Raw genomic sequence first — 23,778 nt, 5'->3', positions numbered from 1 at the left:
GCCAAGGATAATAGCATTTGACGCCGCCGCTAACGTGGCATCGGTTTCGGTAATTCCACCGACACCAGAACCAATGATTTTTACCTTCACTTCATCCGTCGATAGTTTGAGTAATGCATCACTAATGGCTTCAACTGACCCTTGTACATCGGCTTTTAATACGATATTGAGTTCAGAGACATCACCTTCTGTCATATTCGTGAACATGTTTTCTAATTTAGCTTTCTGTTGACGCGCTAATTTCACTTCACGGAATTTGCCTTGACGGTAAAGCGCAACTTCACGCGCTTTTTTCTCATCACGTACTACGGTGACCTCATCACCCGCAGCAGGGACACCAGAAAGACCTAAAATTTCAACGGGAATAGATGGACCGGCTTTATCAATATTTTTACCCAGTTCGTTACGCATCGCACGGACACGACCATATTCGAAACCGCAAAGTACGATATCGCCACGAAGTAATGTTCCTGATTGAACTAAGATGGTTGCAACTGGACCGCGTCCTTTATCAAGGAAAGATTCAATAACCACACCACTTGCCATACCTGACTCAATTGCGGTTAATTCTAAGACTTCAGATTGAAGTAAAATCGCTTCTAGCAATTCATCAATACCCGTCCCCGCTCTGGCCGATACGTGTACAAATTGAGTATCACCACCCCAATCTTCAGGAATCACACCACGTTGGGCTAATTCATTTTTAACGCGATCAGGATCCGCCTCTGGTTTATCCATTTTATTGACGGCCACCACGATAGGCACATTAGCCGCTTTCGCATGTTGAATCGCTTCAACCGTTTGTGGCATGACACCATCATCAGCGGCCACCACTAACACGACGATATCGGTCGCTTTCGCACCACGCGCACGCATTGAGGTAAACGCCGCATGTCCTGGTGTATCTAAAAAGGTAATCATACCATTTGCGGTTTTAACGTGATAAGCACCAATATGTTGAGTAATCCCTCCCGCTTCACCTGAGGCAATTTTCGTTTTACGAATATAATCAAGTAGTGAGGTTTTACCATGGTCAACGTGACCCATAATCGTTACCACTGGTGCACGTGCTACACGCTCAGCACCTGTATCACGATCACTCATTAGCGACTCTTCAAGTTCATTTTCACGACGTAAAATGACTTTATGTCCCATCTCTTCTGCCACTAACTGTGCCGTTTCCTGATCAATGACTTGGTTAATGGTCGCCATTGCGCCCATTTTCATCATGGTTTTGATTACTTCTGAACCTTTAACAGCCATTTTATTCGCTAATTCGGCAACCGTAATCGTTTCACCAATGACAACATCACGGTTAACGGCTTGTACAGGTTTGTTAAAACCTTGTTGTAAAGCACTTTTTACCTTTTTCTTACTGCCGCGATTAATGACGCGCGCTTCTTCACGCTCCGCTTTGCCTTCTGACAGTTTGCTGCCTTTTTTCTGTTTGGTCGTTTTATTGTTACGATTACCTCGACCACGATTACTTTCTACCTCGCGATCCGATTCATCCTCTGCCGCACGCGCATAACGTGATGTCGTAAGATGATAATCTTCATCATCACCTTGTGAGGTAGTCGTCACCGGTTCAGCATTATATTTATCAGCTAATTTACGCGCTTCTTCTGCGACTCGTTTTGCCTCAGCTTCGATTTTTTGGCGGTTCTCTTCTTCAACCTTGCGTTTTAATGCCGCTGCTTCGGCTTCTAAACGTGCTTTTTCTGAATTCATTTCTTTATTTGGTTTCGCTTCTTGGTTTTTCTTCGCTTCTTCGGCGATTTTCTTCGCCAATTCAGCTTGTTTTGCTTTTTCAGCAGCGAGTACTGCTTCTTGGGCTTTACGAGCTTGTTCTTCCGCTTCTTGTTTTGCTTTCGCTTCTGCTTCCAATCTTGCCTGCTCGGCAGCCTCTTGTTTCGCTTTCTCTTCTGCTTCCTGACGAGCTTTTTCTTCCGCTTCACGACGTAAGCGTTCAGCTAGCTCTTCTTCGGTTTCGCGTTTAACGAAAGTGCGCTTTTTACGCACTTCAATTTTGATCTCTTTATTTTTGCCGCCTGTTCCTTGCACATTCAGGGTAGAATGTTTTTTTCGCTGTAAGGTTAATTTGGTTGGCACTTGTTGTGAGTTAAGATGGGCAAGCAATGCCGCCTTTTCATCAGCGCTCACATCATCGGATGCGTTCTTGGTTATTCCAACATCCGCAAAATGTTGCAACAGGCGATCCATTGGCGTTTTCATTTCTTCAGACAGTGCTTGAATTGAAACTTTTGTCATATTATTCCTTCCTGTTACCTTAATTACTCTTCTCCAAACCAACAGATGTTGCGAGCAGCCATGATCAGTTTTCCTGCTCTTTCAGCATCAAGTTCTTCAATTTCAGCTAAGTCATCAATCCCTTGTTCAGCTAATTCTTCCAGCGTCGTTACACCATGGTCGGCTAATTTATACGCTATTTCACGTGTCATACCCGGTATATCAAGTATCGCCTGAGCAATTTGTTTTTCACCGCTGTAGGCGAGAGCCATAATGGTCAATGCTTCTTTTGCTCTTGCTCTTAAGGTATTGACTAACTCTTCATTAAGTTCTTCAATTTCTAGCAATTCATTTACTGGTACGTAAGCCAACTCTTCTAGCGAAGTAAAACCTTCCTCAACTAATAATTGAGCTAAATCTTCTTCAATATCTAAATGTTTCATGAAATTTTTAATGGCAGCAAAAGATTCAGCATGATGTTTCTGCTGTAAATCTTCTACTTTCATCACATTTAGTGTCCAACCCGTCAATTGGGATGCTAAACGAATATTTTGTCCATTACGTCCGATAGCTTGTGGTAAATTTTCTGCTTCCACCGCGATATCCATCGTGTGTTTATCTTCGTCGACAACAATCGAGACCACATCAGCTGGTGCCATGGCATTAATCACATATTGTGCTGGATTATCATCCCATAATACAATGTCAATACGTTCGCCGCCAAATTCATTTGATACCGCTTGCACCCGCGCTCCGCGCATTCCGACACAAGCGCCTACAGGATCGATTCGACGGTCATTACTTTTTACCGCAATCTTGGCACGCGAACCTGGATCACGAGCCACCCCTTTGATATCGATCATCTCTTCACCGATTTCTGGCACTTCAATTCGGAATAACTCTTCCATCATATGTGGGCTGGTGCGGCTAACGCAGAGTTGAGCTGGTTTATTTTCTGGTTCAACCAGATATAAAATCCCACGAATGCGATCCCCAATCCGGAAGTTTTCACGCGGTAACATATCATCACGGTTCATAAGCGCTTCAGCATTATTACCTAAGTCTAAGACGACACTTTCACGCGTTGTTTTTTTAACAATACCCGTAACAATGTCACCAACGCGACTACGGAATTGATCAATAATCATGGTTCTTTCCGCTTCACGTACTTTTTGTACGATCACCTGTTTAGCGGTTTGTGTGGTAATACGGTCAAAAGCAATTGATTCAATTTGCTCTTGAACATAATCCCCTAATTTTACTTGATCATCTTCATATTGAGCAGCTTCAAAAGTGATTTCACGTGCTGGCTGAGTGACAGTATCTACCACTAACCAACGACGAAAGGTATCATAGTCACCTGTTTTGTGATCGATTTTTACTACTACATCAATATCTAAATTCTGTTTTTTCTTTGTCGCTGTGGCTAATGCACTCTCCAGTGCTTCAAAAATTTTATCTCGGGATAGCGCTTTTTCGTTTGACACTGCTTCAACAACAGCTAAGATCTCTTTGTTCATCCTTTATCACCATTCAATTTAAAATCTAGGCACAATATTCGCTTTTTGAATGTTACTAAATGCGAATGTTTCATCTTTTCCATCAACGGTTAATGTAATCATTTCATCTTCAATCTGCTTAATGACACCCTGCCATTTACGACGATTAAACATCGCTATACGCAAATTGATCATTACTTCTTGTCCTAAAAAACGTTGATAATGTTCAAGTGTGAATAAGGGACGATCAAGCCCTGGCGAGGAAACTTCAAGATTATAGGCCGTCGTTATTGGGTCCTCAACATCTAATACTGCACTCACTTGTCGACTTACATCCGCACAATCATCAACAGTAATCCCATTTTCGCTATCAATATAAATACGCAGTACCGGATGACGACTACGAATAAACTCAATACCAACTAATTCAAAACCAAGTGCATTTACGGGCTCTTGGATAATAGCTGTTAATTGCTGTTCTAAATTACTCAAGCAATTCCCCCAGAAATAAAAAAAGGGCTAACGCCCAACATTTTGTTAATCTGAATAGTCCATTCGCTTAACTCAAATCCCATGCATTAAAAAACCCCGACTAGCGAGGCATAAAATCTTTGAGCCTTTAGTGGACCAATCAATAAAAGTGGTTGCGGGGGCTGGATTTGAACCAACGACCTTCGGGTTATGAGCCCGACGAGCTACCAAGCTGCTCCACCCCGCGTCCGTCCGATAAGATTGAAGTATACACCTTATTGTAAAAAATGCAACTTCAATTTAGAGTACATAATAAAAAGATTTGGTGCCGAGGACGGGACTTGAACCCGTAAGCCCTTTCGAGCACTACCACCTCAAGGTAGCGTGTCTACCAATTTCACCACCACGGCAATTTAAGGAGAAATCCCCTTTATTCTGGAATTTCAGATGTTGAATTATTTCCTTGTTCAGGTGTTGATTCAACCGATTTTACTGGCGCAGTAGCCTGCTCAATAGCAACATCATCCCCTAAATTAGAGAATTCGCTTTTATCAGCTTTCGTGGCACTACTTAAATTGACCAATAAAATACTAATAACAAAAAACAACAAACCAAGAATGCTTGTTGTGCGGGTTAAAAAATTACCAGTACCACTTGATCCAAATAGTGTTGCTGATGCACCAGCACCAAAAGATGCACCCATATCGGCACCTTTGCCATTCTGAACCAATACTAAACCGATAATGGCTACAGAGATCACTAAAAATACAACAAGTAAAATAGTTTCGTACATTTTAACCTACAAACTGTTATGTTATGCAGAAAATAATAACGTATTTCCTGTTCTTTTTAAAAGAAGAAAATTATTGATGGCGGATCTTATCTAAACTGGCGCCAACAAGCAAGTATATTTTGTTTTTTTGGCTAAAAACGCGGTTAATTTAGCAAAAAATGTACTATCAATTCACCATTAAATAAGTATAATGACGCCCGTTTTCAAATTATTTCGTTAATATTTTATGAAATTTATTATTAAGTTATTTCCAGAAATCACGATTAAAAGTGATTCGGTCCGTTTGCGTTTTATTAAAATTTTGACTAGTAATATCCGCAATATATTAAAACAACATGTAGAAGAAGTGGCTGTTGTTCGTCATTGGGATTTTATTGAGGTTCGCCCACGAAAACCAGAAACCGAAACTAGGGTAGCAGAGCTATTAACGCGTATTCCAGGTATTCATCATATTTTAGCCGTAGACGAATTGCCGTTTACCGATATGCACCATATTTTTGAATTAGCTTTACCTTACTATGGACCTTTAATTGAAAATAAAAGTTTTTGTGTTAGAGTCAAACGTCGCGGTAAACATGACTTTACCTCTATTGAGGTTGAACGCTATGTTGGTGGTGGCTTAAATCAACATATTGAATCAGCTAAAGTAAAATTAACTAAACCTGATGTGACGGTTCATCTCGAAATTGAACATGATAAATTATTACTGGTTAAACAGCGTTACGAAGGGATTGGGGGCTTTCCTACCGGTACCCAAGAGGATGTGATTTCCTTAATTTCAGGGGGATTTGACTCTGGTGTTTCTAGTTATATGTTAATGCGTCGAGGTAGCCGCGTTCATTACTGTTTTTTCAATTTAGGTGGCGCTGCGCATGAGATTGGGGTAAAACAGATGGCGCACTATTTATGGAGTCGCTTTGGTAGTTCGCATAAAGTTCGTTTTATTACCATCAATTTTGCTGAGGTTGTCGGTGAAATACTCGAAAAAGTGGATGATGGTCAAATGGGGGTTGTACTTAAACGTATGATGATTCGCGCCGCCTCAACCATCGCCCAACGTTATCATGTTGAAGCGCTAGTAACCGGTGAAGCATTAGGGCAAGTTTCAAGTCAAACTTTAACCAATCTCCGCCTAATCGATAATGTGAGTGATACGCTTATTTTACGTCCTTTAATCACCCACGATAAAGAGACGATTATCCATTTAGCCCGAAAAATAGGCACAGAAGATATCGCCAAAACCATGCCGGAATTTTGTGGCGTTATCTCTAAGAATCCTACTGTAAAAGCAGTAAAAGAGAAAATTGAAGCAGAAGAAGCCCATTTTAATTTTGCTATTTTAGATAAAGCGGTAGCTGAAGCAGAAAATATCGATATTCGCGAGATCGCTAAACAGACATCAAATAAGATTACGGAAGTTGAAACAGTGAATGCATTTTCTAAGGATGATATCATTATTGATATTCGTTCCCCAGAAGAGGAAGAAAATGCGCCACTCAATGTAGAAAAAATTCAGGTAATTCATATTCCTTTTTACAAGTTAGCCTCTCAATTTGGTGATTTGGCTCAGGATAAGCAATATTTACTCTATTGTGAGCGTGGCGTAATGAGTAAATTACAAGCACTGTATCTAAAGGAACAAAACTTTAATAATGTTAAAGTATTTAGACATTAATTAATGAGTTTATAGATAATCGTCATTATTGACTTGAGTTAAGAAAACAAAAGGCGCCAACATCATAGCTGGTGCCTTTTTATTATGGGATTATTGATCTGAATAATTATCAATCCCTTTAGGTAAAACTAATTCAGCCGCCACGTGTTTTGCTTTTTCAGTGCCACATAGAGTGGCAATAATTTTTAATGCAAAATCAATCGATGTAGCAGGACCTTGGCTAGTAATCACTTTGCTATGTTGATCATAATAGGCGCGTTCATCTTTCCATAATTTGAATGCTGTTTTCGTTGACGGATAGCCAGTCATATAGGCAGTCGGAAATAAGTTATGGTGTTGTAATACCATCGCTGGCGAAGCACAAATCGCGGCTACAATATGACCTTGCTGATGTGTCTGCTTAAGCTTTTCAATGACTTGTGGTGAATCGCGGAAGTTTTCCGCCCCTTTCAAGCCACCAGGTAAGATCACAACGTCAAAAGGTTGATCCTTAATTTGCGAAAATATTTTTTGAACCTGTAGGATAACCCCTCGTGAACACTGTACTTTATCTTGTTCGTTGATACTAGCAATCGTCACCGCTACACCGGCTCTGGTGAGCAAATCTATTGTTGTTACTGCTTCTGTTTCTTCGCAACCATCAGCTAACAACACTAATGCACATTTAGTCATATTTTCTCCACAATCAGTCAAAATTGTTATTATGTAGTTTAATAAGCGGTTTTACTAATAAATCCTTTCACTATCGTTAATAAGATAATTTTAATATCGAAACTTATACTCCAATTGTGAATATATTCTAAATCATATTCAATGCGTTTTTGCATTTTATCTATCGTATCCGTTTCACCGCGATAACCATTTATTTGCGCCCAACCAGTAATACCAGGTTTAACTTTATGACGTAACATATAACCCATGATCATGGTTCGATAGTATTCATTATGTACAATCGCATGTGGTCTAGGTCCAACAATCGACATATCGCCCCATAATACGTTTAAAAATTGAGGTAATTCATCAAGTGAGGTCCGTCGTAAAAAAGCACCTACAGGCGTTAAGCGAGCATCACCTTTGGTGACTTGTTTAACATTATCGCCATTTTCCATAACTTTCATTGAGCGGAACTTCCATACTTTTATAATTTTACCATTGATACCATATCGATCTTGTTTAAACAAAATCGGACCTTTAGAGGTCAATTTGATGATGATAGCAATCAATAATAATAGCGGAGAGATTATCATTAAAATAATTGAAGCACCAATAATATCTTCAACACGTTTTATCCAAGCATTGAGTCCTTGGAAAGGGGTGTCATAAATAGAAATAACCGGTCTATCATTAATGGTATAGATACGTGAACGCAATAAATTAAAGGTAAAAACATTCGGTAATAACATTACTGAACAAGTTGTATCGGCAAGTTTTTGAATAATATATTCAATTTTCTTACGCATCATCTGGCTGTCTGCGACATAAATTTCATCAACTAGCCCCTTTTTGGCATCGGCTAATAGTTGTTCAATATTTCCTTTGTAGATCATTTCGTTGTATTGATTGTCGTCGCTACTGTAAAAACCCACAATATTGTATTTTTTCCAAGGTATATTTTTTAAATCTTTCGCCAAAAATTTGATTTGTAGTTGGTTATCAATAAAAGCGATATTGATTTCCTTTTGCCGTAATAAGCGTTTGGCAATATATTGAGCGGTTTTATAAAATAGATAAAATAGAACCACAGTAAAAACAAACCAAAGTAAGAGAAATAGCCATGAAAGCTTGAAAGAGCTTATTAATCCATGAATTATCACACCACTACCAAACCCTATTACCCAAACTTTAAGTAATTCTATAAATAATAGATGAGTACTAGGAGTAAATATGGATTGATACATGTTTCTAACAATAGCGGAAAATAAAAAACAGACAATGACGATTAAAATTTGATAACAATCTAAAATAATCTCTCGATTTAATAATTTATCCGCTAAAAACGCACTAACAATGATGGTAAGTAGATCAAATATTAGCTGAAGAATAACAAAAGGGGGAACAGCTGGACGTATCGCTGAATGGGTAATTTTGCTCTTAATCATAATCTTAAAACAAATCCATATTAAAGTATAACTTTTAGTACTCTTTCCCAGGTAGCAAATGATTAATTAAAAAGTTTAGCAGTTTCAAAAATCAGCCTTGCTCAACATTACCGTTTTTTTCTTCAAATAAACTTAATAATAATGCCGTTTTATCTTGCATTAGATCTTTATCAGCAATGGCTTCCACATTCAGACGTATTAACGGTTCGGTATTAGATAGTCGTAAATTAAAACGCCAATGATCAAAATGCATACTTAAACCATCTGTCATATCAACGGTGATAGCATGCGATAAAAAGTGTTGCTTAACTCTATTTATGATTTGTTGAGGGTTGGTAACCATACGATTTATCTCACCAGAGACCGGATAAGCATGAATACGTTCTTTTACTAATTGGCTTAAAGGCAACCCTTTTAAGCATAACAGCTCCGTAACCAATAGCCATGGAATCATACCACTATCACAGTAAGCAAACTCTTTAAAATAGTGATGTGCACTCATCTCACCGCCATACACGGCATCGTGTTCACGCATGCTCTGTTTAATAAAAGCATGGCCTGTTTTTGACTGAATAGCTTGGCCGCCTTGCTTTTTAACAATATCAATGGTATTCCAAATTAGTCGAGGGTCATGAATGATATTCGCCCCTGGATATTTGAGTAAAAAGGATTCGGCGAGTAGTCCAACAATATAATAACCTTCGATAAAATTACCCTGTTCATCAAAAAAGAAACAGCGGTCAAAATCACCATCAAAAGCTATCCCCATATCAGCCTTATGTTCAATTACCGCCTGGCGTGTATCATCGCGACATTCAGGTAGCAATGGGTTAGGTATGCCATGTGGAAAATGACCATTAGGTTCATGATGGACCTTAATTATTTCTATCGGTAAATTAGCTAATTTAAATTGTTTTTCAATGGCATCTATTACATGGCCAGCCGCCCCATTGCCAGAATTAATGACCAATTTTAGTGGTCTTTTGATATTCTGGAAATTGATATAGTTTAATAGATGGGTCACATAATCATGAATAATGTTAAGCTGCTTATATTGTCCCTTTTTTTCTGGAAGCGCCGGCATCACGTCGTTTGCTTCAGCTAATCGTTTAATCGCCAATAATTGCTGGCTATCAATCGGTTTAGCATGCTGGCTAACCAATTTCATACCGTTATAATCTATCGGATTATGACTGGCTGTAATTTCGATTCCGCCATCTAATTGATAATAAAAGGTAGTGAAGTAGATCTCTTCGGTGCCACTTAAACCGATGTCAATCACATTTACCCCACAATCCAGCAATCCTTGAGTAACAGCTTTCTTTAAGGATTCACTGGTTAATCTCACGTCAGAACCAATAGCCACTTGATGAGGTCGAAAATATTGCGCATAAGCCCGTCCAATACGATAAGCAATATCTTCATTCAACTCTTCGCCTAATTTACCTCTGATATCATAGGCTTTAAAACAGTGCAATTGTGCTTTATTTATGCTCATTTTCTATTCTTCCATATCGATCTTGAAATCGAACAATATCATCTTCTTCTAAATAACTGCCGGATTGTACTTCAATAATCTCTAAATCTATTTTTCCAGGATTAGCGAGGGAATGTTTTGCTCCTAATGGAATATAGACCGATTGATTTTCAGTGATATATTGTACTTTATCATCTATCACGACTTCAGCCGTACCCGATACTACTATCCAGTGCTCAGCACGATGATAATGCATTTGTAAGGACAATTTTTCACCTGGTTTTACCCGAATATTTTTGACATGATATCGCTGACCTTTATCGAGAGAGTCATAAGATCCCCAAGGACGGAATACTTGACGGTGAATAACATATTCTTTTCGATTTGAACGTTTTAATTCATCAACAACTTTTTTAACATTCTGGCTCTGTGCTTTATCCATTACTAATACTGCATCTTTGGTTTCAATTATGGCTAAATTATTGACCCCTACCGTAGCAATTAATTTATCTTCAGAACGTAAATAATTATCCTTTGAATCAATGGCAATCACATCACCACAAATAACATTATTATTTTCCCCTTTTTCACTAATCTGCCATAGAGAGGACCAACTACCTACATCACTCCAATCACTGTTTAACGGAACGACTATCGCATCATTGGTCTGTTCCATAACCGCGTAATCGACCGATTCAGCTTTACATTGTGAAAAAATCTCTTTATCAATACGAATAAAATCTTTATCTTGCTCAGTGTTATGCATTGCCTGTTGACATTTTTCAAAAATATTAGGCCGATGTAACTTTAATTGTTCAAGATAAACAGAAGCTTTAAATAGAAAGATACCACTATTCCATAGATAATCTTTGGTATTTAAGTACTCTTGCGCCAGTTTCTGATTCGGTTTTTCTACAAATTTCTCAACAATAAAACCCTTATCGCCAGTCTGTTGACCTTTTTTAATGTATCCATATCCTGTTTCTGGGTAAGTCGGTTCAACACCAAACGTAACTAATTTTTCCTGTTCTGCATAGGTGACAGCTTGATTAACAGTAGAACAAAAAGCGGCATCATCATTAATGATATGATCAGCAGCCAATACCAATAAAATACCATTGGGATCGTGTTTAATAATTTGTAATGCTGCAAGTGCTATCGCCGGCGCCGTATTGCGACCTAGTGGTTCTAAAATAATATTATTCGATAATTGATTAATTTCACGTAATTGTTCGGCGACCACAAAGCGGTACTCTTCATTACTGATAATTAATGGCGATCCCAGATTATCAATAGCATGCAATCGATTAATGGTATCTTGTAACATCGAATATTGACCACACAAACGGATAAATTGTTTTGGGTAGGTTTCGCGAGATAAAGGCCATAGACGGCTTCCAGTGCCACCTGCCATTATGGTAGGATAAACTTTATTCATACTGCTTTTTTCCATCGTTCAAATTATTATACAAATCATCAATAGCTTCATTCATCTTTTCAGCAGAAAAATAGGATGTAACAAATTGGATACAGTCCGATTTCATTTGCTGCCATTCAACTATAGTCATGTTATTTAATAGTTCAACGATATTATCAATATCTTTTTCAAAATTAACTAAATAACCCGTTTTCTTATCTAAAATTACCTCAGGCAATGAACTACAATGATTAGCCACAACAGGCAAACCGAAACTTTGTGCTTCAACCGCCACTAGGCCAAATGATTCCCATCGACTTGGCATTAGTAATACTGCGGCATGCTGAAAATAAGGAATAATCTCTTTATACGTTAACCAACCTTTATAAACCACATTACTTTGGGTTAATTTTTCAACATTATCGTGCACAGGGGCGCCAATAATGGTTAAATCGAAGCGTTGTTTATCTAGCTTTTTGATTAATTGAAGTAATAAGTCATACCCCTTTTGTCGATCGAACCGACCCACAAATAATAGGTGGATCTTTTGATTATTTAGATAAGGAGAGGGAGTGGTCATATTAACCAAATCAATCCCATTGTAAATGACCTGTAATTTATGCTTATTCATGCCACATGCGATGGCTTGCTGAAGTTCAAACTGGCTAGTACAAATGATTTTATCTGTGATTGGCTGTAATAAGCGTTCGATCCATATGTAACCTTGCCGTTTAATATTTGAATTAGGCATAATAAAAGAAAAAGCATGTGGGCAGTAAATGACAATAGGTCTTCTTATCGGATAGAGAACCATTAAGGCAAAACGTGCAATAACACCAGCAAAACTACTGTGAATATGCACGACATCTGGTTTTTCTTTAATAACAAAAGAGAAAAATTGTTTTAATAGGGATAAAAACGAACCTATATTTCTGCCTGTACGCCGAAAATAATATTGCTGACAATTAGCGATTTTATTTAATTCATTAGCTTGACTATCCGGTATTAATACACAAACCGTATCTTTTTTCGCCTGAAACACGATAAGCGTATTTATCACCGATGCTACTCCCCCTTTAATCGTTTCAGCAACATGTAATATTTTCATTGTTTTTCCTTTTGTCATTATAGGCAGCTAATAGTTATATAATAAAAACGCGTCTTGTTGCGATAATTTAGTAATAAATTCGATTAAGAATGGCGTTAAATATCGTGTTAAGGAGAAGCTAAAAAAGCTATTCGCTAATAGTGTAAATACACTCAAAATTAATTAAAATATAATGGCTTTTTTCTCAATGGAGTAAAAATCTTTTTAACCAAATCACTCAGACCAATAAAAAAAACCAGCCCAAAAATACGACTAAATCTAATATGGTTGATTTGGTGTCAATTGATTTAGATGCTCCAATTTGGAACTTTTCTTCTACCTTAGAAGATTAATAGGAGAGGCGACGGTTGTTGAATAAAATACATCATGTCTTTACCATGTTCATAAAGGTAACAAACCAAAATAGCTCACGCCTAAATCAGCTACTATTTATATAATAAAAATTATTCTTGTTGCGATAATTTAGTAATAAATCCAATTAAAAATGGCGTTAAATATAGTGTTAAGGAGGAGATAAAAAAGATATTGGCTAATAGCGTGAATACACTCAAAATTAATAAAATATAATTCCCTTTTTTTCTCAACTGTGAAAAAATCTTTTTAACAAAAACACTCAGACCAATAACAAAAAACCAGCCAAAAAATACCACTAAATCCAATATGGTTGATTTGGTGCCAATTGATTTAAATGCGCCAATTTGGAAATATTCGTCTACCTCAGAAAAGATTAATAGGAAAGGTGAATGTTGTTGAATAAAATACATCATGTCTTTACCATTTTCATAAAAATAGGGTAAGAAACCAAAATAGCTCACGCCTAGGGGATAAGATATTAATGTTTTAAATCCTAATAAGAATACCGTTAAGCGTGTAGCAACAGAGGTGTAATTTTCAATATCCCCCACAAATGAACTTAGCAAAAACGTTTTCACAATAAACGAACCGATAATTAAACTTAAGATAATAAGAATTAATTTATAAATAATAGCGATACGTTTTATCAATAGAAAAACGATAACTAAACTTAGCAATAATACGACTACCGCCCCTTTAGATGTTGAGAGAATACCTAATGCTGTAGCGGTTAGAACAGTAAATACTAAATTGAGTTTATACACGATAGCAATAATAAAAACAGCACAGATAATCTGAAAACCAAATGAACTCGATTCAAAAGCAAACCCTCTGAATCGATTAATACTAAAATATTCATTGGCATGAAGAAAACTTGGATTATAGATAAGTGAAGGAAAAAAGATATTACAAAGTAAAGAGAAAAGAATAACTATGCTTATTGCTTTTCCGCCCATAATCAGCAACGCTTCAGATTGACGCATTGAATAGTAAATCGCACCAAAATAGAACATTATAATAGCAAAAAAACGAACTCCCCTATCAAAAATAAATCCTATATCAAGCGTAGGAAATATCATAGACCAATAGAGTAAATACCCTATCGAAAGGATATGTAAAATGATAAAAAGTATAAAAAATTTCGTATTGACCTTCTTGATGGAAAGTAAACACCCTAATAGACCTAAAAACAAAAAAATGATGGCTGGTGAGGCAGTTAATACCCCACCGATTGCACTTAATCGTGTATTTTCGAAAGGAATAAATACACAAAAACACAAAAACAACATCTTATTGATTTTATTCATTTATTTCTCTATTTTTCTATTTTAGTTAACTGATCTATTCTATTTTTGATATCAAAATTGTCCGCAACAAACTGATAAGCGTGTTGAGCTAACTGTTTTGCTTCTGGCATATTTTTTATAAGTGAGGCAATTTGGCTATAAAATTCATGCTCGGTATCAGCAAGTTTATAATGCTGATCGGCAATTAAGCCTGTCCCTTCAACGCCGATAGATGTAGAAACTACCGCCATTGAGTTACGCATCGCATCAATGGTTTTTAATTTAACGCCAGCCCCGTTCAACATGGAATTGACAAAAATAGTATGTTGTTGATAAATCTTATTTAATTCATGATCAGAAGGATTCGTTATCAGTGTCACATTCTTTGTATCATAGTTGGCTATCGTATCCAATAAGCGGTTATTGACCTTTTCTCTACAGCTGCCTGCAATAGTTAGGTGTAGTGTTGCATCATCTGCAATTAGTGATGGATATACCTGTTCTAAAAACCATATAATGGCTTCTAAATTATTTGGCGTAAATAAATTGCCAACAAATAATAATTTAGCTGGATTTTGTTGGTATTTATCACTATTAAATGGCTGATTAATTGGCATATTAGGTGGTAGCCACTCTCCATGCTGATAGTCAGAAGTACATTCATCTTTAGAAATAAACCATAATCCATCACAAGCATTATACGTTGATTTTTTTCTTAACTGTAGCAGATAACTTTCAATCCAATAATAGTATCTGCTGATCCCTTTTGTCGAACGCATTAAGGCTTTAAAATATTTATATTCATCATTATGAATTCTTAAGATTTTTTTCGTGGCACAAATAGTCGGATTAGATAGTGCGGAAAAGACATGTTCTGATTCCAAGACCAGAATATCATAGTGCTTATCAATATTAATATTTTTTAACTGGCGTCGGGATACCATCTGATAAGGGTATAATGTCAATAATGCCATTAAAAACGATGTTATCCCTTTTTTTCGTTGGACTTTATAAATATTATCCACGTATTGAGATAAATATTGTTCGCATTCTTGATCATCACGGTCATTGCTCACATAAATTATATCAATATGATAACCTAATTGGCTAAAAGCAACTATTTTTTGCATTACATCCATTCTTCCCCCGTGATTAGCCGGATACGGAGGCTCTGCACATACCATTAAAACATCCATTATTTTTTACTCATTTACGCTATTAATTGATTACATCTTCTATTTTACTAATTAATTTATGTTGAATTTCGGTGAAATAAACCGTGCCTAACCCTACCTGTTGTTGATACAGTGCTAAATCAGGGGCAAAAATATAACAAGGAATCGCTAATTCCATACAATCATAGTAAATACTTGAATAATCAGTAATAACAAGATCGTAACCAGTAATACTTTCATACAAATCAATTGTGGTATCTAACTGCACATAATCTGGTAAAGCATGCTGATGTATAAAAGGAACATCCAACGGGTGAGGTCTTAAAACAAGTGAATAGCCTTTTTCACTTAACAGCTGCGCAAGATCTTGCGAACATAAGGAGGCTAAATATTTATTTATAAAAAGCGTATCCCACTTTCTATAAGTAGGTGAAATTAATATTTTCTTCTGTTTTTGATGTTGGATTGCATATTGATTTCTTGGTTGCTTGCTAAAAATTAATTCAGGTTTAGCTACCGAAAAATAGCGTTGATAATCGCTTGTTCGCTTTTCGTCAGGACAAATGACTTTATCACACGCCATATAATACATATAAGGGAATATAAAATAGAATAACCTTTTTATCTTTATTTTATACTGGGGGCTGGCGATATCATCTGCCTTTGGTCCAATTTCTTTAAGCGGTACACCATGCCATAAATTGATTTTATCTGCCCCCCAAATTAAAAAAGGAACAAAATCATAAATACCATGGGTAAAATAGACATGTTTAGCTATCAGTTGATAGTAAATACCAGCTAATGAATAGGCGTAAATAATCTGCTGTTGCGTATTCACTAACGCTTTATTTTTGGTTATCCAAATTTTATTTCCGTTATAATTTTGATATAAATATTTGGCATTATCCGCAATCTGATAACCACTTCGAGATGAAAACAGCGCGATATCTTTTTTAGGCACGAATTTTGATAACATCGCAATAGGCCAAGCTAACATAAAGCCTAACTTAATAATAAGCGATCGTTGTAAAAGGTTACGTTTTTGCTGTTTCATTATGTGCCTTAAAATAATTGACAAACTTACGCCCTCGATATAGGCAGGTAAATAGTTCGCAGATAAGAATAGAGCTGGCCACAATAACGCCGGTTATGTTATGGATAAAACATAAAATGAACACTAATAAACATAACTGTACCATCCCTGATAATATTACACTGCGATTAGCATATTTCGCTAAGCCTAATGGCGATAAGGCCGTATATCCCATCATGACTGCCAGAGTATTAAATACAATCGTCGCCATAAAAACATCTAATATTGATTTTGCTTGAGCAAAATTTTCACCAAAAATAAAAACTAAAATAGGTTTACCCCAAACAAAACCCATCATCGCACCGATGATAGCGATCACAATCGCAACAAATAAAACTTTAAAAAATACCTGATAATCCTTAGTCCTAATCATGTAGGGATACAACGCTTGATACAATGGTGTAAACACTTGCTGACTTGCTTTATATAATTGTTCCGCAACGTTGTAATAGGCAACCTGAATCGGTGTGCTAAACATACCTAAAAATACGCCAGCACCAACAGTATATAAAGAGACAGAAAGCCTTGAAATAAAGAATGGGAAAGCGTTAATCAGTAATTGGATCAATTCTATTTTGTGAATAAAAGACATTTTTAGGATTATTTTTTGTTTATATAATCCAATAAAGGCAATAAGCGTTAATAAGATAATTTGTGACGTATTAATAATCGCAATAGAGATAAAATCAGCAGGACTTTTGACCAATATAAGAACCAATAACAGTGCTAAGAATTTACACGAAATAATCATTTTACTGATGGTCGTCAGCTTTTCTAGCCCTTGATAAATACAGATAGGAAAAAGAGCGTTACCTATAATCGATAATGAGACAATCAATGCATAATCATAATAGGCCGCATAACTGGAATTGAAAAGGATAATCGCCCAAAACAGTATATAGCCAACGAGTGAGAAGCCTAGCTTAAGTGTGAATATATTTGAGGAGAGAATACTTACTTGTTGATGACTATTACGACCACCTGCCACAATTTGCGGTATATATAGATTAAAACCATAGTCAGTTAGTACATTAATAAATTGAATTAATGCTAACATAAAGGCCATTACCCCAAATAGTTCAATACCTAATACGCGGCTAAGATAAGGTAATTGGAGCAATGGTATAATATAATGAAAAATTTGTACCAAAAACAAGGACAAAATATTTTTCTTTAAAGAGGCCATTAATAGTGCACTTAGCGTTTGATTAACGACCTAATTCAGTTTTAATTTTAGTTGTCGATATTCCTTCAGTTCTTGGTAAATAAACGACAGAGCATAAGGGGTGTAAATAATCAAACTGCCCAATCCAATCATCACCCATGACAAACGTATCAACTTTAAATTCTTTGATATCATCAGCTTTTTGATCCCAGGTTTCTTCTGGGATCACGAGATCAACATAACGGATAGACTCTAACATCATTTTTCTTTCATCATAGCTATGATAAGATTTTTTAGATTTAATTTGATTAAAATTATCTGATGATAGGGCAACGATTAAGTAATCACCTAACGCTTTTGCTCGCTGTAATAGTCTAATATGACCCCAATGTAAGAGGTCAAATGTTCCGTATGTTATTACTTTTTTCATGTTGATTTAAATCCTTTTAATATCTGCACCTAATCCCATTAATTTGTGCTCGATCTGTTCATAACCGCGATCAATATGATAAATTTGATCAACGATAGTTGTTCCACTGGCAATACAACCTGCAATAACGAGGCTGGCAGATGCTCTTAAATCGGTTGCCATTACTTCAGCACCGGCTAAGTTTTCTACGCCATAAGTAATTAATGTATTCCCTTCTATTTCAGCTTTCGCGCCCATACGTACCAATTCTGGCACATGCATAAAACGATTTTCAAAAATCGTTTCTTTAATAATCCCCGTTCCGTCTGCTACCATATTTAATAAAGAGAACTGAGCTTGCATATCGGTTGGAAATCCAGGGTAAGGGGCGGTATGGATGTTAACCGCTTTTGGTCGCTTACCTTGCATATCTAAACTAATCCAATCATCACCTGTTTTGATAACCGCTCCCGCTTCTTCTAACTTTGCTAAAACCGCATCAAGAAAATCGGGACAGGTATTACGACAGATTATATGACCTTTGGACACAGCAGCAGCAATTAAAAATGATCCAGTTTCAATACGATCAGGCAATATGGTGTGCTCGCCACCTTTTAATGCCTCTACTCCTTCAATCGTAATACGATCGGTTCCTGCGCCAGTAATTTTTGCACCTAAGGTATTAAGAAATTCAGCGGTATCAATAATTTCTGGTTCACAAGCGGCATTCTCAATAATGGTTGTTCCCTCAGCTAATGTCGCCGCGCTCATAATGGTTACGGTTGCGCCTACACTCACTTTGTCCATAAAAATATGAGCAGCCTTTAAACGACCATCAACGTGAGCTTTAACATACCCTTCTTCGAGGGTTATATTAGCGCCTAATTTTTCTAAGCCACTAATATGTAAATCGACCGGTCGTGCACCAATTGCACAACCACCGGGTAAAGCAACTTGCCCTTCACCAAAACGCGCCACGAGTGGCCCCAATGCCCAAATCGAAGCGCGCATGGTTTTGACTAATTCATAAGGCGCACAATAATTATTTATTTGACTGGCATCAATCTGCACTAATCCATTACGTTTGATATTGACACCTAAACGTGACAATAATTCTAATGTCGTATCAATATCTTTTAGTTTAGGGACATTTTTTAAAATTACAGGTTCTTGCGCCAATAAAGAGGCAAATAAAATAGGCAAGGCGGCGTTTTTGGCACCGGATATAGTTACTTCACCGCTTAATGTTAAACCACCTTTAACCAAAAATTTATCCACTATAGTCATTCCTTATTGTCATAAATCCATCAATGAAAAATACTGAATCGATACACTAACAAAACGCCGGTGTCATTACCGCTTATCTTATCTCATTGTCACTATCAAAAAATAATTTTTGATACCAGTTTATATGCCTATTTTCCATATAAAACTTTATGGATCTTAATTAGTTAATATTATCAGTAAGACTGATTGTTAATTTAGTCAATGCGTTATCTTCATGATAATGCAGATTATAAACATTAATGCGTTATCAATAAATAATGAAAATGCTTTATTCTAGTAAAAACTCTACTAAAATAAAGCAATACATCATTTTTAACGCAATAATTATCAACCTAACAATTTCTTTTCACGTTGCCATTGTGCAACATTGTAGGTTTTTATAGATAGCGCATGGATACGATTATTGGCTATATCCTCCGCCAATGGCGCATAGATTGCTTGCTGCCTTTTTACACGTGACATTGTGTCAAATTGATCACTAACGGCAATAATCTGGAAATGGCTGCCATCCTCGCTATAAACTCTTACCTCATCTAAGGTTAAAGCAGAATGTAATTTTTTAATAATTTCGTCATGACTTATCATTTTTAGGTTATCACTTTCTCTAAATTATAAAGTTGAATTAAGGTACGCAATTGCGCATTGATACCTATAAGCTGAAGATTAAAATTAAGGCAATAATTGACCAATAAAGCTAATCCCGCCGAATCAACACGGGTTAATTCGGTGACATCAATATTAGCGATGGTATCGAATAAAGTGCTATCTTGCTGCCAAATTTGGTTTAACGTGGATCGATCTAGGACCCCTTTTAAATATAAAACATCATCTTGTTGTTGCCAGTAAATTAATGACATAAGCGATTCTCTATGCTTTACTTTCAGGCTTAATTGGCTGGCTAGCTAGTTTTTGTAATTGCTCGGTTAATGCCGTAATTCCACCTTGACGCAAAATTGTTGCCCACTCATTTTGTTTAGTTGAAATCATACTCACCCCTTCAGCAATCATATCATAAGCTTTCCACTCACCAGTCTTGGTGTTTTTACGCCACTGAAAATCTAAACGGATAGGCGGCTGGTTTTTATCGGCACTGACTAATGTTACCCGAATTGAGACAATATTTTTATTGGTTAAATCTTTTTCGCTTTCTATTTGATAAGTTTGCCCATTGTACATCGATAGTGCTTGGGCAAAGGCTTGAACAAGATAGTTTTCGAAGGCAATAAAATAAGCGTCGCGTTGTTCTTTGGTCGCTTTTCCATATTCCCCTCCTAGAATTAATGCCGCTGCATATTTGACCTGTATATAGGGCAATAAATTTTGTTTTACTAAATCCTTTAACCTGTCTGGATTTTTGGCAATATGCTGTTTTTCCGTATTAAATGAACTAAATAGCTGATCCGCAGCGACGTTCATCTGGGCATAAGGGTTGTTAGCAACGGATTTTGCCATCGCGAAAGGGGCGAAAAACAACATGATAACGATAAATAAACGTTTTAACATAATCTATTCCTTTGTTTGTGAATCAGGTTGTTCTGATGTTTTATTATCAGAACTATATAAAAACTGACCAATTAAATCTTCCAGCGCCATCGCTGGTTTAGTATTGTGGATCACGAAACCTTCTTGAAAATATTCTGGTATTTTATCCGAATTATTAAGCTGATCGACGGTGTAACCTGCTTCGAGCGCATCGATTTCATCAATTTCATCTACAACGTCTTTTTTAACACCTAAATCAATGGCAATAAATTGTTCACCCAGTAAACCAGAGGTTTTTATCGTCAAGGCACTACTACTTGGTATTTGATTATAACGTTGATCAATATCCATAATGACATAAGGTTTATAATTTTCGTTTGTTGATGAGGTCAATACAATATCTTTAATTCGTCCAACCACTACCCCACCAATTTTAATTGGCGAGCGGGCCTTTAATCCCCCAATATTATCAAATACCGCATAGACACGATAAGTGGAACCAGACTTAATAGATGAAATATCAGCAACGCTTAAACATAAAAAAAGCACTGAACTGATCACCATAAGCATAAATAAACCGACAATAATTTCGATTTTTCGATTTCCCATGAATTAACCTCAACTAAACATTAATGCGGTTAAAATAAAATCTAACCCTAAAATAGCTAATGAAGAATAGACAACAGTATTGGTAGTTGCTTTACTTATTCCCTCTGAAGTAGGGACTGCGTCATATCCGTTAAATAGCGCAATCCATGTTGCGGCTATTGCAAACACAAAACTTTTAATAAAACAGTTGAACACATCGTGCCACCAATCAACGTTGCTTTGTATCGATGACCAGAAAAAACCAGAATCAATGCCTTTCCAATCGACCCCAACCATCGCACCGCCTAAGATACCGACCGCAACAAAAATCGCCGTTAAAAATGGTAAGCAGAAAAATCCCGCCCAAAAACGGGGCGAAATAATACGTCTTAATGGATCAATCGCCATCATTTCCAAGCTTGATAACTGTTCGGTGGCTTTCATTAAACCAATTTCGGCGGTTAAAGCGGATCCTGCTCGCCCAGCAAAGAGTAATCCCGCAACGACGGGGCCTAACTCTCTCAGTAACGCTAACGCAACGAGCATACCAAGGCTGGCCTCAGCGCCAAAGGTGGTTAAAATAAAATACCCTTGTAAGCCTAGTACCATCCCAATAAATAGTCCTGAAACAGCAATAATGGTCAGCGATTGCACCCCAACAAAATAGAGTTGTTTAATCAATAACGGAAATTGTTTGATCACGTTAGGACGTCCGATTAAGGCACCAAATAGCATCATGCCTGAGCGCCCCAACATGGACAAAAAATGGATCGTCAAGCGGCCTAGTTTTTGTATCCCATTTATCATTGAGACTTTCCTCTCTTTTTAACTGCTAATAAATCTTGACGATAATCCGTCGCAGGGTAGTGAAAGGGAACGGGCCCATCAGCCAACCCAGCAAGAAATTGTTTGACTCGTTGATCTTGATTGGCTTGCAACACCTCTGGTGTGCCACCAGCAATAATATGCTGTTCTGCCACAATATAGGCATAATCGGCGATGGATAGTACTTCGTTAACATCATGTGAAACCACAATGCAGGTTAAACCCAGCGCACTATTGATTTCTGAAATTAATCGGACAATCACGCCCATCGAGATAGGGTCTTGTCCAGCAAACGGCTCATCAAACATAATTAAGTCTGGATCAAGAGCAATGGCGCGAGCTAGTGCCACTCTTCTTGCCATGCCCCCAGATAATTCTGATGGCATAAGGCTTGCCGCACCACGTAAACCAACCGCTTCTAATTTCATTAATACTAATGAATGTAAGATGGGCTCTGGCAGTTGATAATGTTCTCTTAACGGATAAGCCACATTATCAAATACGTTTAAATCAGTAAATAGCGCGCCAGATTGAAATAACATGCTCATTTTTTTACGTATTTGATAAAGACGATGACGAGACAAAGTGGGTACATTTTCACCATTAAATAAAATTTGCCCACTTTGTGGTTTAAGTTGCCCACCAATTAAACGCAGTAGTGTTGTTTTACCTATTCCTGACGGTCCCATGATGGCGACCACTTTACCTCTAGGCACTTCCAAACTCATATTTTTATAGATTGGGCGGTTGCCACGATAAAATGACATATCACGAATTTCAACTAAATTATTTTTGCTCGCCGCTTCTGTAATTAATACCATATTTTTTTAATCTCTGCGGTAAATTTTTGGCTGAATGTAGACATAATTATAGCTAACTAAATAAAGCCGATCATTCTACCGTATAACCCTAAATTAGTTAAATACTATTGTTTTTAATCCAGCATAAAAATAGTAATCTATTGATATTATTAGATAAATCAATAACGACTTAACGATTTATCAATGATTTTCGCCCATTTATCAATACCACCTTCAAGATTAAATAATTGCTTAGAACAAAATCCAGCATGTTGTAGATAAGTTGCCACAGCTAAACTACGTATGCCGTGGTGGCAATATACAATAATATCGATCCCATCAGGGATGGTATCGATATAAGTTGGAATTAAGTTCATTGGAATATGTTTCGAATTCGGTAACTGGCAAATAGCCACTTCATGTGACTCTCTGACATCAAGCAGAAAAAACGTGTCGTTGTTGTTCATGCGTTGATACAACTGTTCTACCGTCATCGATAGTATTGGCTGATTATGACCCATTGCA

23 protein-coding genes and 2 tRNA genes are annotated in these 23,778 nt (G+C 36.9%); 1 reads left to right on the top strand and 24 read right to left on the bottom strand.

The features are described 5' to 3' along the window. The 6 genes from infB to secG form a co-directional block, all read right to left on the bottom strand. Positions 1-2,271: translation initiation factor IF-2 (gene infB / locus O970_RS08470; RefSeq protein ID WP_024496677.1), on the bottom strand; the 2,271-nt coding region annotated here is incomplete at its 3' end. Positions 2,272-2,294: 23 nt separating this feature from the next. Continuing rightward, positions 2,295-3,770: a transcription termination factor NusA gene (gene nusA, locus O970_RS08465; RefSeq protein ID WP_024496676.1), complete on the bottom strand. Its 1,476-nt coding sequence runs from the start codon at positions 3,768-3,770 to the stop codon at positions 2,295-2,297. Positions 3,771-3,788: 18 nt separating this feature from the next. Further along, the gene (gene rimP, locus O970_RS08460) at positions 3,789-4,241 is read right to left on the bottom strand and encodes a ribosome maturation factor RimP (RefSeq protein ID WP_024496675.1); all 453 of its coding nucleotides are present in this window, start codon (positions 4,239-4,241) and stop codon (positions 3,789-3,791) included. A 149-nt stretch (positions 4,242-4,390) separates the two neighbouring features. Further along, positions 4,391-4,467, bottom strand: a tRNA-Met gene (locus O970_RS08455). A gap of 76 nt (positions 4,468-4,543) precedes the next feature. Beyond that, positions 4,544-4,630: transfer RNA gene (locus O970_RS08450), tRNA-Leu, on the bottom strand. 20 nt (positions 4,631-4,650) lie between these two features. Further along, positions 4,651-5,013, bottom strand: coding sequence for a preprotein translocase subunit SecG (gene secG / locus O970_RS08445; protein WP_024496674.1), 363 nt, complete (start codon positions 5,011-5,013; stop codon positions 4,651-4,653). A 226-nt stretch (positions 5,014-5,239) separates the two neighbouring features. Here secG and thiI point away from each other — a divergent pair, with 226 nt between their 5' ends. Then, the gene (thiI, locus tag O970_RS08440) at positions 5,240-6,688 is read left to right on the top strand and encodes a tRNA uracil 4-sulfurtransferase ThiI (RefSeq protein WP_024496673.1); all 1,449 of its coding nucleotides are present in this window, start codon (positions 5,240-5,242) and stop codon (positions 6,686-6,688) included. 90 nt (positions 6,689-6,778) lie between these two features. On the opposite strand, the gene O970_RS08435 is transcribed toward thiI, so the two are convergent. The 18 genes from O970_RS08435 to O970_RS08350 all read right to left on the bottom strand — a co-directional run bounded on the left by O970_RS08435 (position 6,779) and on the right by O970_RS08350 (position 23,774). Then, positions 6,779-7,360, bottom strand: a complete 582-nt coding sequence (locus O970_RS08435) for a DJ-1 family glyoxalase III (protein WP_024496672.1) — start codon at positions 7,358-7,360, stop codon at positions 6,779-6,781. Positions 7,361-7,398: 38 nt separating this feature from the next. Continuing rightward, positions 7,399-8,787, bottom strand: a complete 1,389-nt coding sequence (locus O970_RS08430; RefSeq protein WP_024496671.1) for an undecaprenyl-phosphate glucose phosphotransferase — start codon at positions 8,785-8,787, stop codon at positions 7,399-7,401. A gap of 91 nt (positions 8,788-8,878) precedes the next feature. After that, positions 8,879-10,285: a phosphohexomutase domain-containing protein gene (locus tag O970_RS08425; protein ID WP_024496670.1), complete on the bottom strand. Its 1,407-nt coding sequence runs from the start codon at positions 10,283-10,285 to the stop codon at positions 8,879-8,881. Continuing rightward, positions 10,272-11,702 (bottom strand): mannose-1-phosphate guanylyltransferase/mannose-6-phosphate isomerase, encoded by a 1,431-nt coding sequence (locus O970_RS08420; protein ID WP_024496669.1) that lies wholly within the window; start codon positions 11,700-11,702, stop codon positions 10,272-10,274. The genes O970_RS08425 and O970_RS08420 overlap by 14 nt, the downstream gene beginning before the upstream one ends. Then, positions 11,695-12,789, bottom strand: a complete 1,095-nt coding sequence (locus O970_RS08415; protein WP_024496668.1) for a glycosyltransferase — start codon at positions 12,787-12,789, stop codon at positions 11,695-11,697. The genes O970_RS08420 and O970_RS08415 overlap by 8 nt, the downstream gene beginning before the upstream one ends. Positions 12,790-13,232: 443 nt before the next feature. Beyond that, a complete protein-coding gene (locus O970_RS08410; RefSeq protein WP_024496667.1) occupies positions 13,233-14,450 on the bottom strand; it encodes a hypothetical protein in 1,218 nt (405 codons plus the stop codon). Between the two features lie 8 nt (positions 14,451-14,458). Continuing rightward, positions 14,459-15,613, bottom strand: a complete 1,155-nt coding sequence (locus tag O970_RS08405; RefSeq protein WP_166667099.1) for a glycosyltransferase — start codon at positions 15,611-15,613, stop codon at positions 14,459-14,461. Positions 15,614-15,647: 34 nt separating this feature from the next. Next, the gene (locus O970_RS08400; RefSeq protein ID WP_024496665.1) at positions 15,648-16,658 is read right to left on the bottom strand and encodes a CDP-glycerol glycerophosphotransferase family protein; all 1,011 of its coding nucleotides are present in this window, start codon (positions 16,656-16,658) and stop codon (positions 15,648-15,650) included. Further along, a complete protein-coding gene (locus O970_RS08395) occupies positions 16,639-17,883 on the bottom strand; it encodes an oligosaccharide flippase family protein (protein ID WP_024496664.1) in 1,245 nt (414 codons plus the stop codon). The genes O970_RS08400 and O970_RS08395 overlap by 20 nt, the downstream gene beginning before the upstream one ends. 22 nt (positions 17,884-17,905) lie before the next feature. Next, positions 17,906-18,292 (bottom strand): glycerol-3-phosphate cytidylyltransferase, encoded by a 387-nt coding sequence (tagD, locus tag O970_RS08390; RefSeq protein WP_024496663.1) that lies wholly within the window; start codon positions 18,290-18,292, stop codon positions 17,906-17,908. Between the two features lie 6 nt (positions 18,293-18,298). Then, complete coding sequence (gene murA, locus O970_RS08385; protein ID WP_024496662.1) at positions 18,299-19,549, bottom strand: UDP-N-acetylglucosamine 1-carboxyvinyltransferase; 1,251 nt, start codon at positions 19,547-19,549, stop codon at positions 18,299-18,301. A gap of 336 nt (positions 19,550-19,885) precedes the next feature. Further along, positions 19,886-20,140 (bottom strand): BolA family protein, encoded by a 255-nt coding sequence (locus tag O970_RS08380; RefSeq protein WP_024496661.1) that lies wholly within the window; start codon positions 20,138-20,140, stop codon positions 19,886-19,888. Positions 20,141-20,145: 5 nt separating this feature from the next. Further along, complete coding sequence (locus O970_RS08375) at positions 20,146-20,415, bottom strand: STAS domain-containing protein (protein WP_024496660.1); 270 nt, start codon at positions 20,413-20,415, stop codon at positions 20,146-20,148. A gap of 10 nt (positions 20,416-20,425) precedes the next feature. Beyond that, positions 20,426-21,061 carry a phospholipid-binding protein MlaC gene (gene mlaC, locus O970_RS08370; RefSeq protein WP_024496659.1) on the bottom strand — a complete coding sequence of 212 codons (636 nt, stop codon included), beginning with the start codon at positions 21,059-21,061 and terminating at the stop codon, positions 20,426-20,428. Between the two features lie 3 nt (positions 21,062-21,064). Beyond that, positions 21,065-21,649: an outer membrane lipid asymmetry maintenance protein MlaD gene (mlaD, locus tag O970_RS08365; RefSeq protein ID WP_036563134.1), complete on the bottom strand. Its 585-nt coding sequence runs from the start codon at positions 21,647-21,649 to the stop codon at positions 21,065-21,067. Positions 21,650-21,658: 9 nt separating this feature from the next. Then, the gene (gene mlaE, locus O970_RS08360) at positions 21,659-22,435 is read right to left on the bottom strand and encodes a lipid asymmetry maintenance ABC transporter permease subunit MlaE (RefSeq protein WP_024496658.1); all 777 of its coding nucleotides are present in this window, start codon (positions 22,433-22,435) and stop codon (positions 21,659-21,661) included. After that, positions 22,432-23,274, bottom strand: a complete 843-nt coding sequence (mlaF, locus tag O970_RS08355) for a phospholipid ABC transporter ATP-binding protein MlaF (protein ID WP_036563133.1) — start codon at positions 23,272-23,274, stop codon at positions 22,432-22,434. The genes mlaE and mlaF overlap by 4 nt, the downstream gene beginning before the upstream one ends. A gap of 158 nt (positions 23,275-23,432) precedes the next feature. After that, positions 23,433-23,774 carry a rhodanese-like domain-containing protein gene (locus O970_RS08350; protein ID WP_081685298.1) on the bottom strand — a complete coding sequence of 114 codons (342 nt, stop codon included), beginning with the start codon at positions 23,772-23,774 and terminating at the stop codon, positions 23,433-23,435. Positions 23,775-23,778: the final 4 nt, after the last annotated feature.

Origin of the sequence: Candidatus Schmidhempelia bombi str. Bimp (genome assembly GCF_000471645.3) — a bacterium.
Classification (GTDB): Bacteria; Pseudomonadota; Gammaproteobacteria; order Enterobacterales; family Orbaceae; genus Utexia; species Utexia bombi.
The sequence above is the reverse complement of the archived record's forward strand: the minus strand, read 5'-3'. Positions and strand labels throughout refer to the sequence as shown.

What these genes read in the sequence shown, in the direction of transcription:
- O970_RS08410 (WP_024496667.1), bottom strand. Translation starts at nt 14,450, where the DNA reads ATGAATAAAATCAATAAGATGTTGTTTTTGTGTTTTTGTGTATTTATT.
- O970_RS08425 (WP_024496670.1), bottom strand. Translation starts at nt 10,285, where the DNA reads ATGAGCATAAATAAAGCACAATTGCACTGTTTTAAAGCCTATGATATC.
- mlaD (WP_036563134.1), bottom strand. Translation starts at nt 21,649, where the DNA reads ATGGGAAATCGAAAAATCGAAATTATTGTCGGTTTATTTATGCTTATG.
- O970_RS08420 (WP_024496669.1), bottom strand. Translation starts at nt 11,702, where the DNA reads ATGAATAAAGTTTATCCTACCATAATGGCAGGTGGCACTGGAAGCCGT.
- nusA (WP_024496676.1), bottom strand. Translation starts at nt 3,770, where the DNA reads ATGAACAAAGAGATCTTAGCTGTTGTTGAAGCAGTGTCAAACGAAAAA.
- tagD (WP_024496663.1), bottom strand. Translation starts at nt 18,292, where the DNA reads ATGAAAAAAGTAATAACATACGGAACATTTGACCTCTTACATTGGGGT.
- thiI (WP_024496673.1), top strand. Translation starts at nt 5,240, where the DNA reads ATGAAATTTATTATTAAGTTATTTCCAGAAATCACGATTAAAAGTGAT.
- O970_RS08375 (WP_024496660.1), bottom strand. Translation starts at nt 20,415, where the DNA reads ATGTCATTAATTTACTGGCAACAACAAGATGATGTTTTATATTTAAAA.
- secG (WP_024496674.1), bottom strand. Translation starts at nt 5,013, where the DNA reads ATGTACGAAACTATTTTACTTGTTGTATTTTTAGTGATCTCTGTAGCC.
- O970_RS08405 (WP_166667099.1), bottom strand. Translation starts at nt 15,613, where the DNA reads ATGGTATGTGCAGAGCCTCCGTATCCGGCTAATCACGGGGGAAGAATG.
- O970_RS08415 (WP_024496668.1), bottom strand. Translation starts at nt 12,789, where the DNA reads ATGAAAATATTACATGTTGCTGAAACGATTAAAGGGGGAGTAGCATCG.
- mlaC (WP_024496659.1), bottom strand. Translation starts at nt 21,061, where the DNA reads ATGTTAAAACGTTTATTTATCGTTATCATGTTGTTTTTCGCCCCTTTC.
- O970_RS08430 (WP_024496671.1), bottom strand. Translation starts at nt 8,787, where the DNA reads ATGATTAAGAGCAAAATTACCCATTCAGCGATACGTCCAGCTGTTCCC.
- mlaE (WP_024496658.1), bottom strand. Translation starts at nt 22,435, where the DNA reads ATGATAAATGGGATACAAAAACTAGGCCGCTTGACGATCCATTTTTTG.
- O970_RS08395 (WP_024496664.1), bottom strand. Translation starts at nt 17,883, where the DNA reads ATGGCCTCTTTAAAGAAAAATATTTTGTCCTTGTTTTTGGTACAAATT.
- O970_RS08435 (WP_024496672.1), bottom strand. Translation starts at nt 7,360, where the DNA reads ATGACTAAATGTGCATTAGTGTTGTTAGCTGATGGTTGCGAAGAAACA.
- O970_RS08400 (WP_024496665.1), bottom strand. Translation starts at nt 16,658, where the DNA reads ATGAAACAGCAAAAACGTAACCTTTTACAACGATCGCTTATTATTAAG.
- mlaF (WP_036563133.1), bottom strand. Translation starts at nt 23,274, where the DNA reads ATGGTATTAATTACAGAAGCGGCGAGCAAAAATAATTTAGTTGAAATT.
- O970_RS08350 (WP_081685298.1), bottom strand. Translation starts at nt 23,774, where the DNA reads ATGGGTCATAATCAGCCAATACTATCGATGACGGTAGAACAGTTGTAT.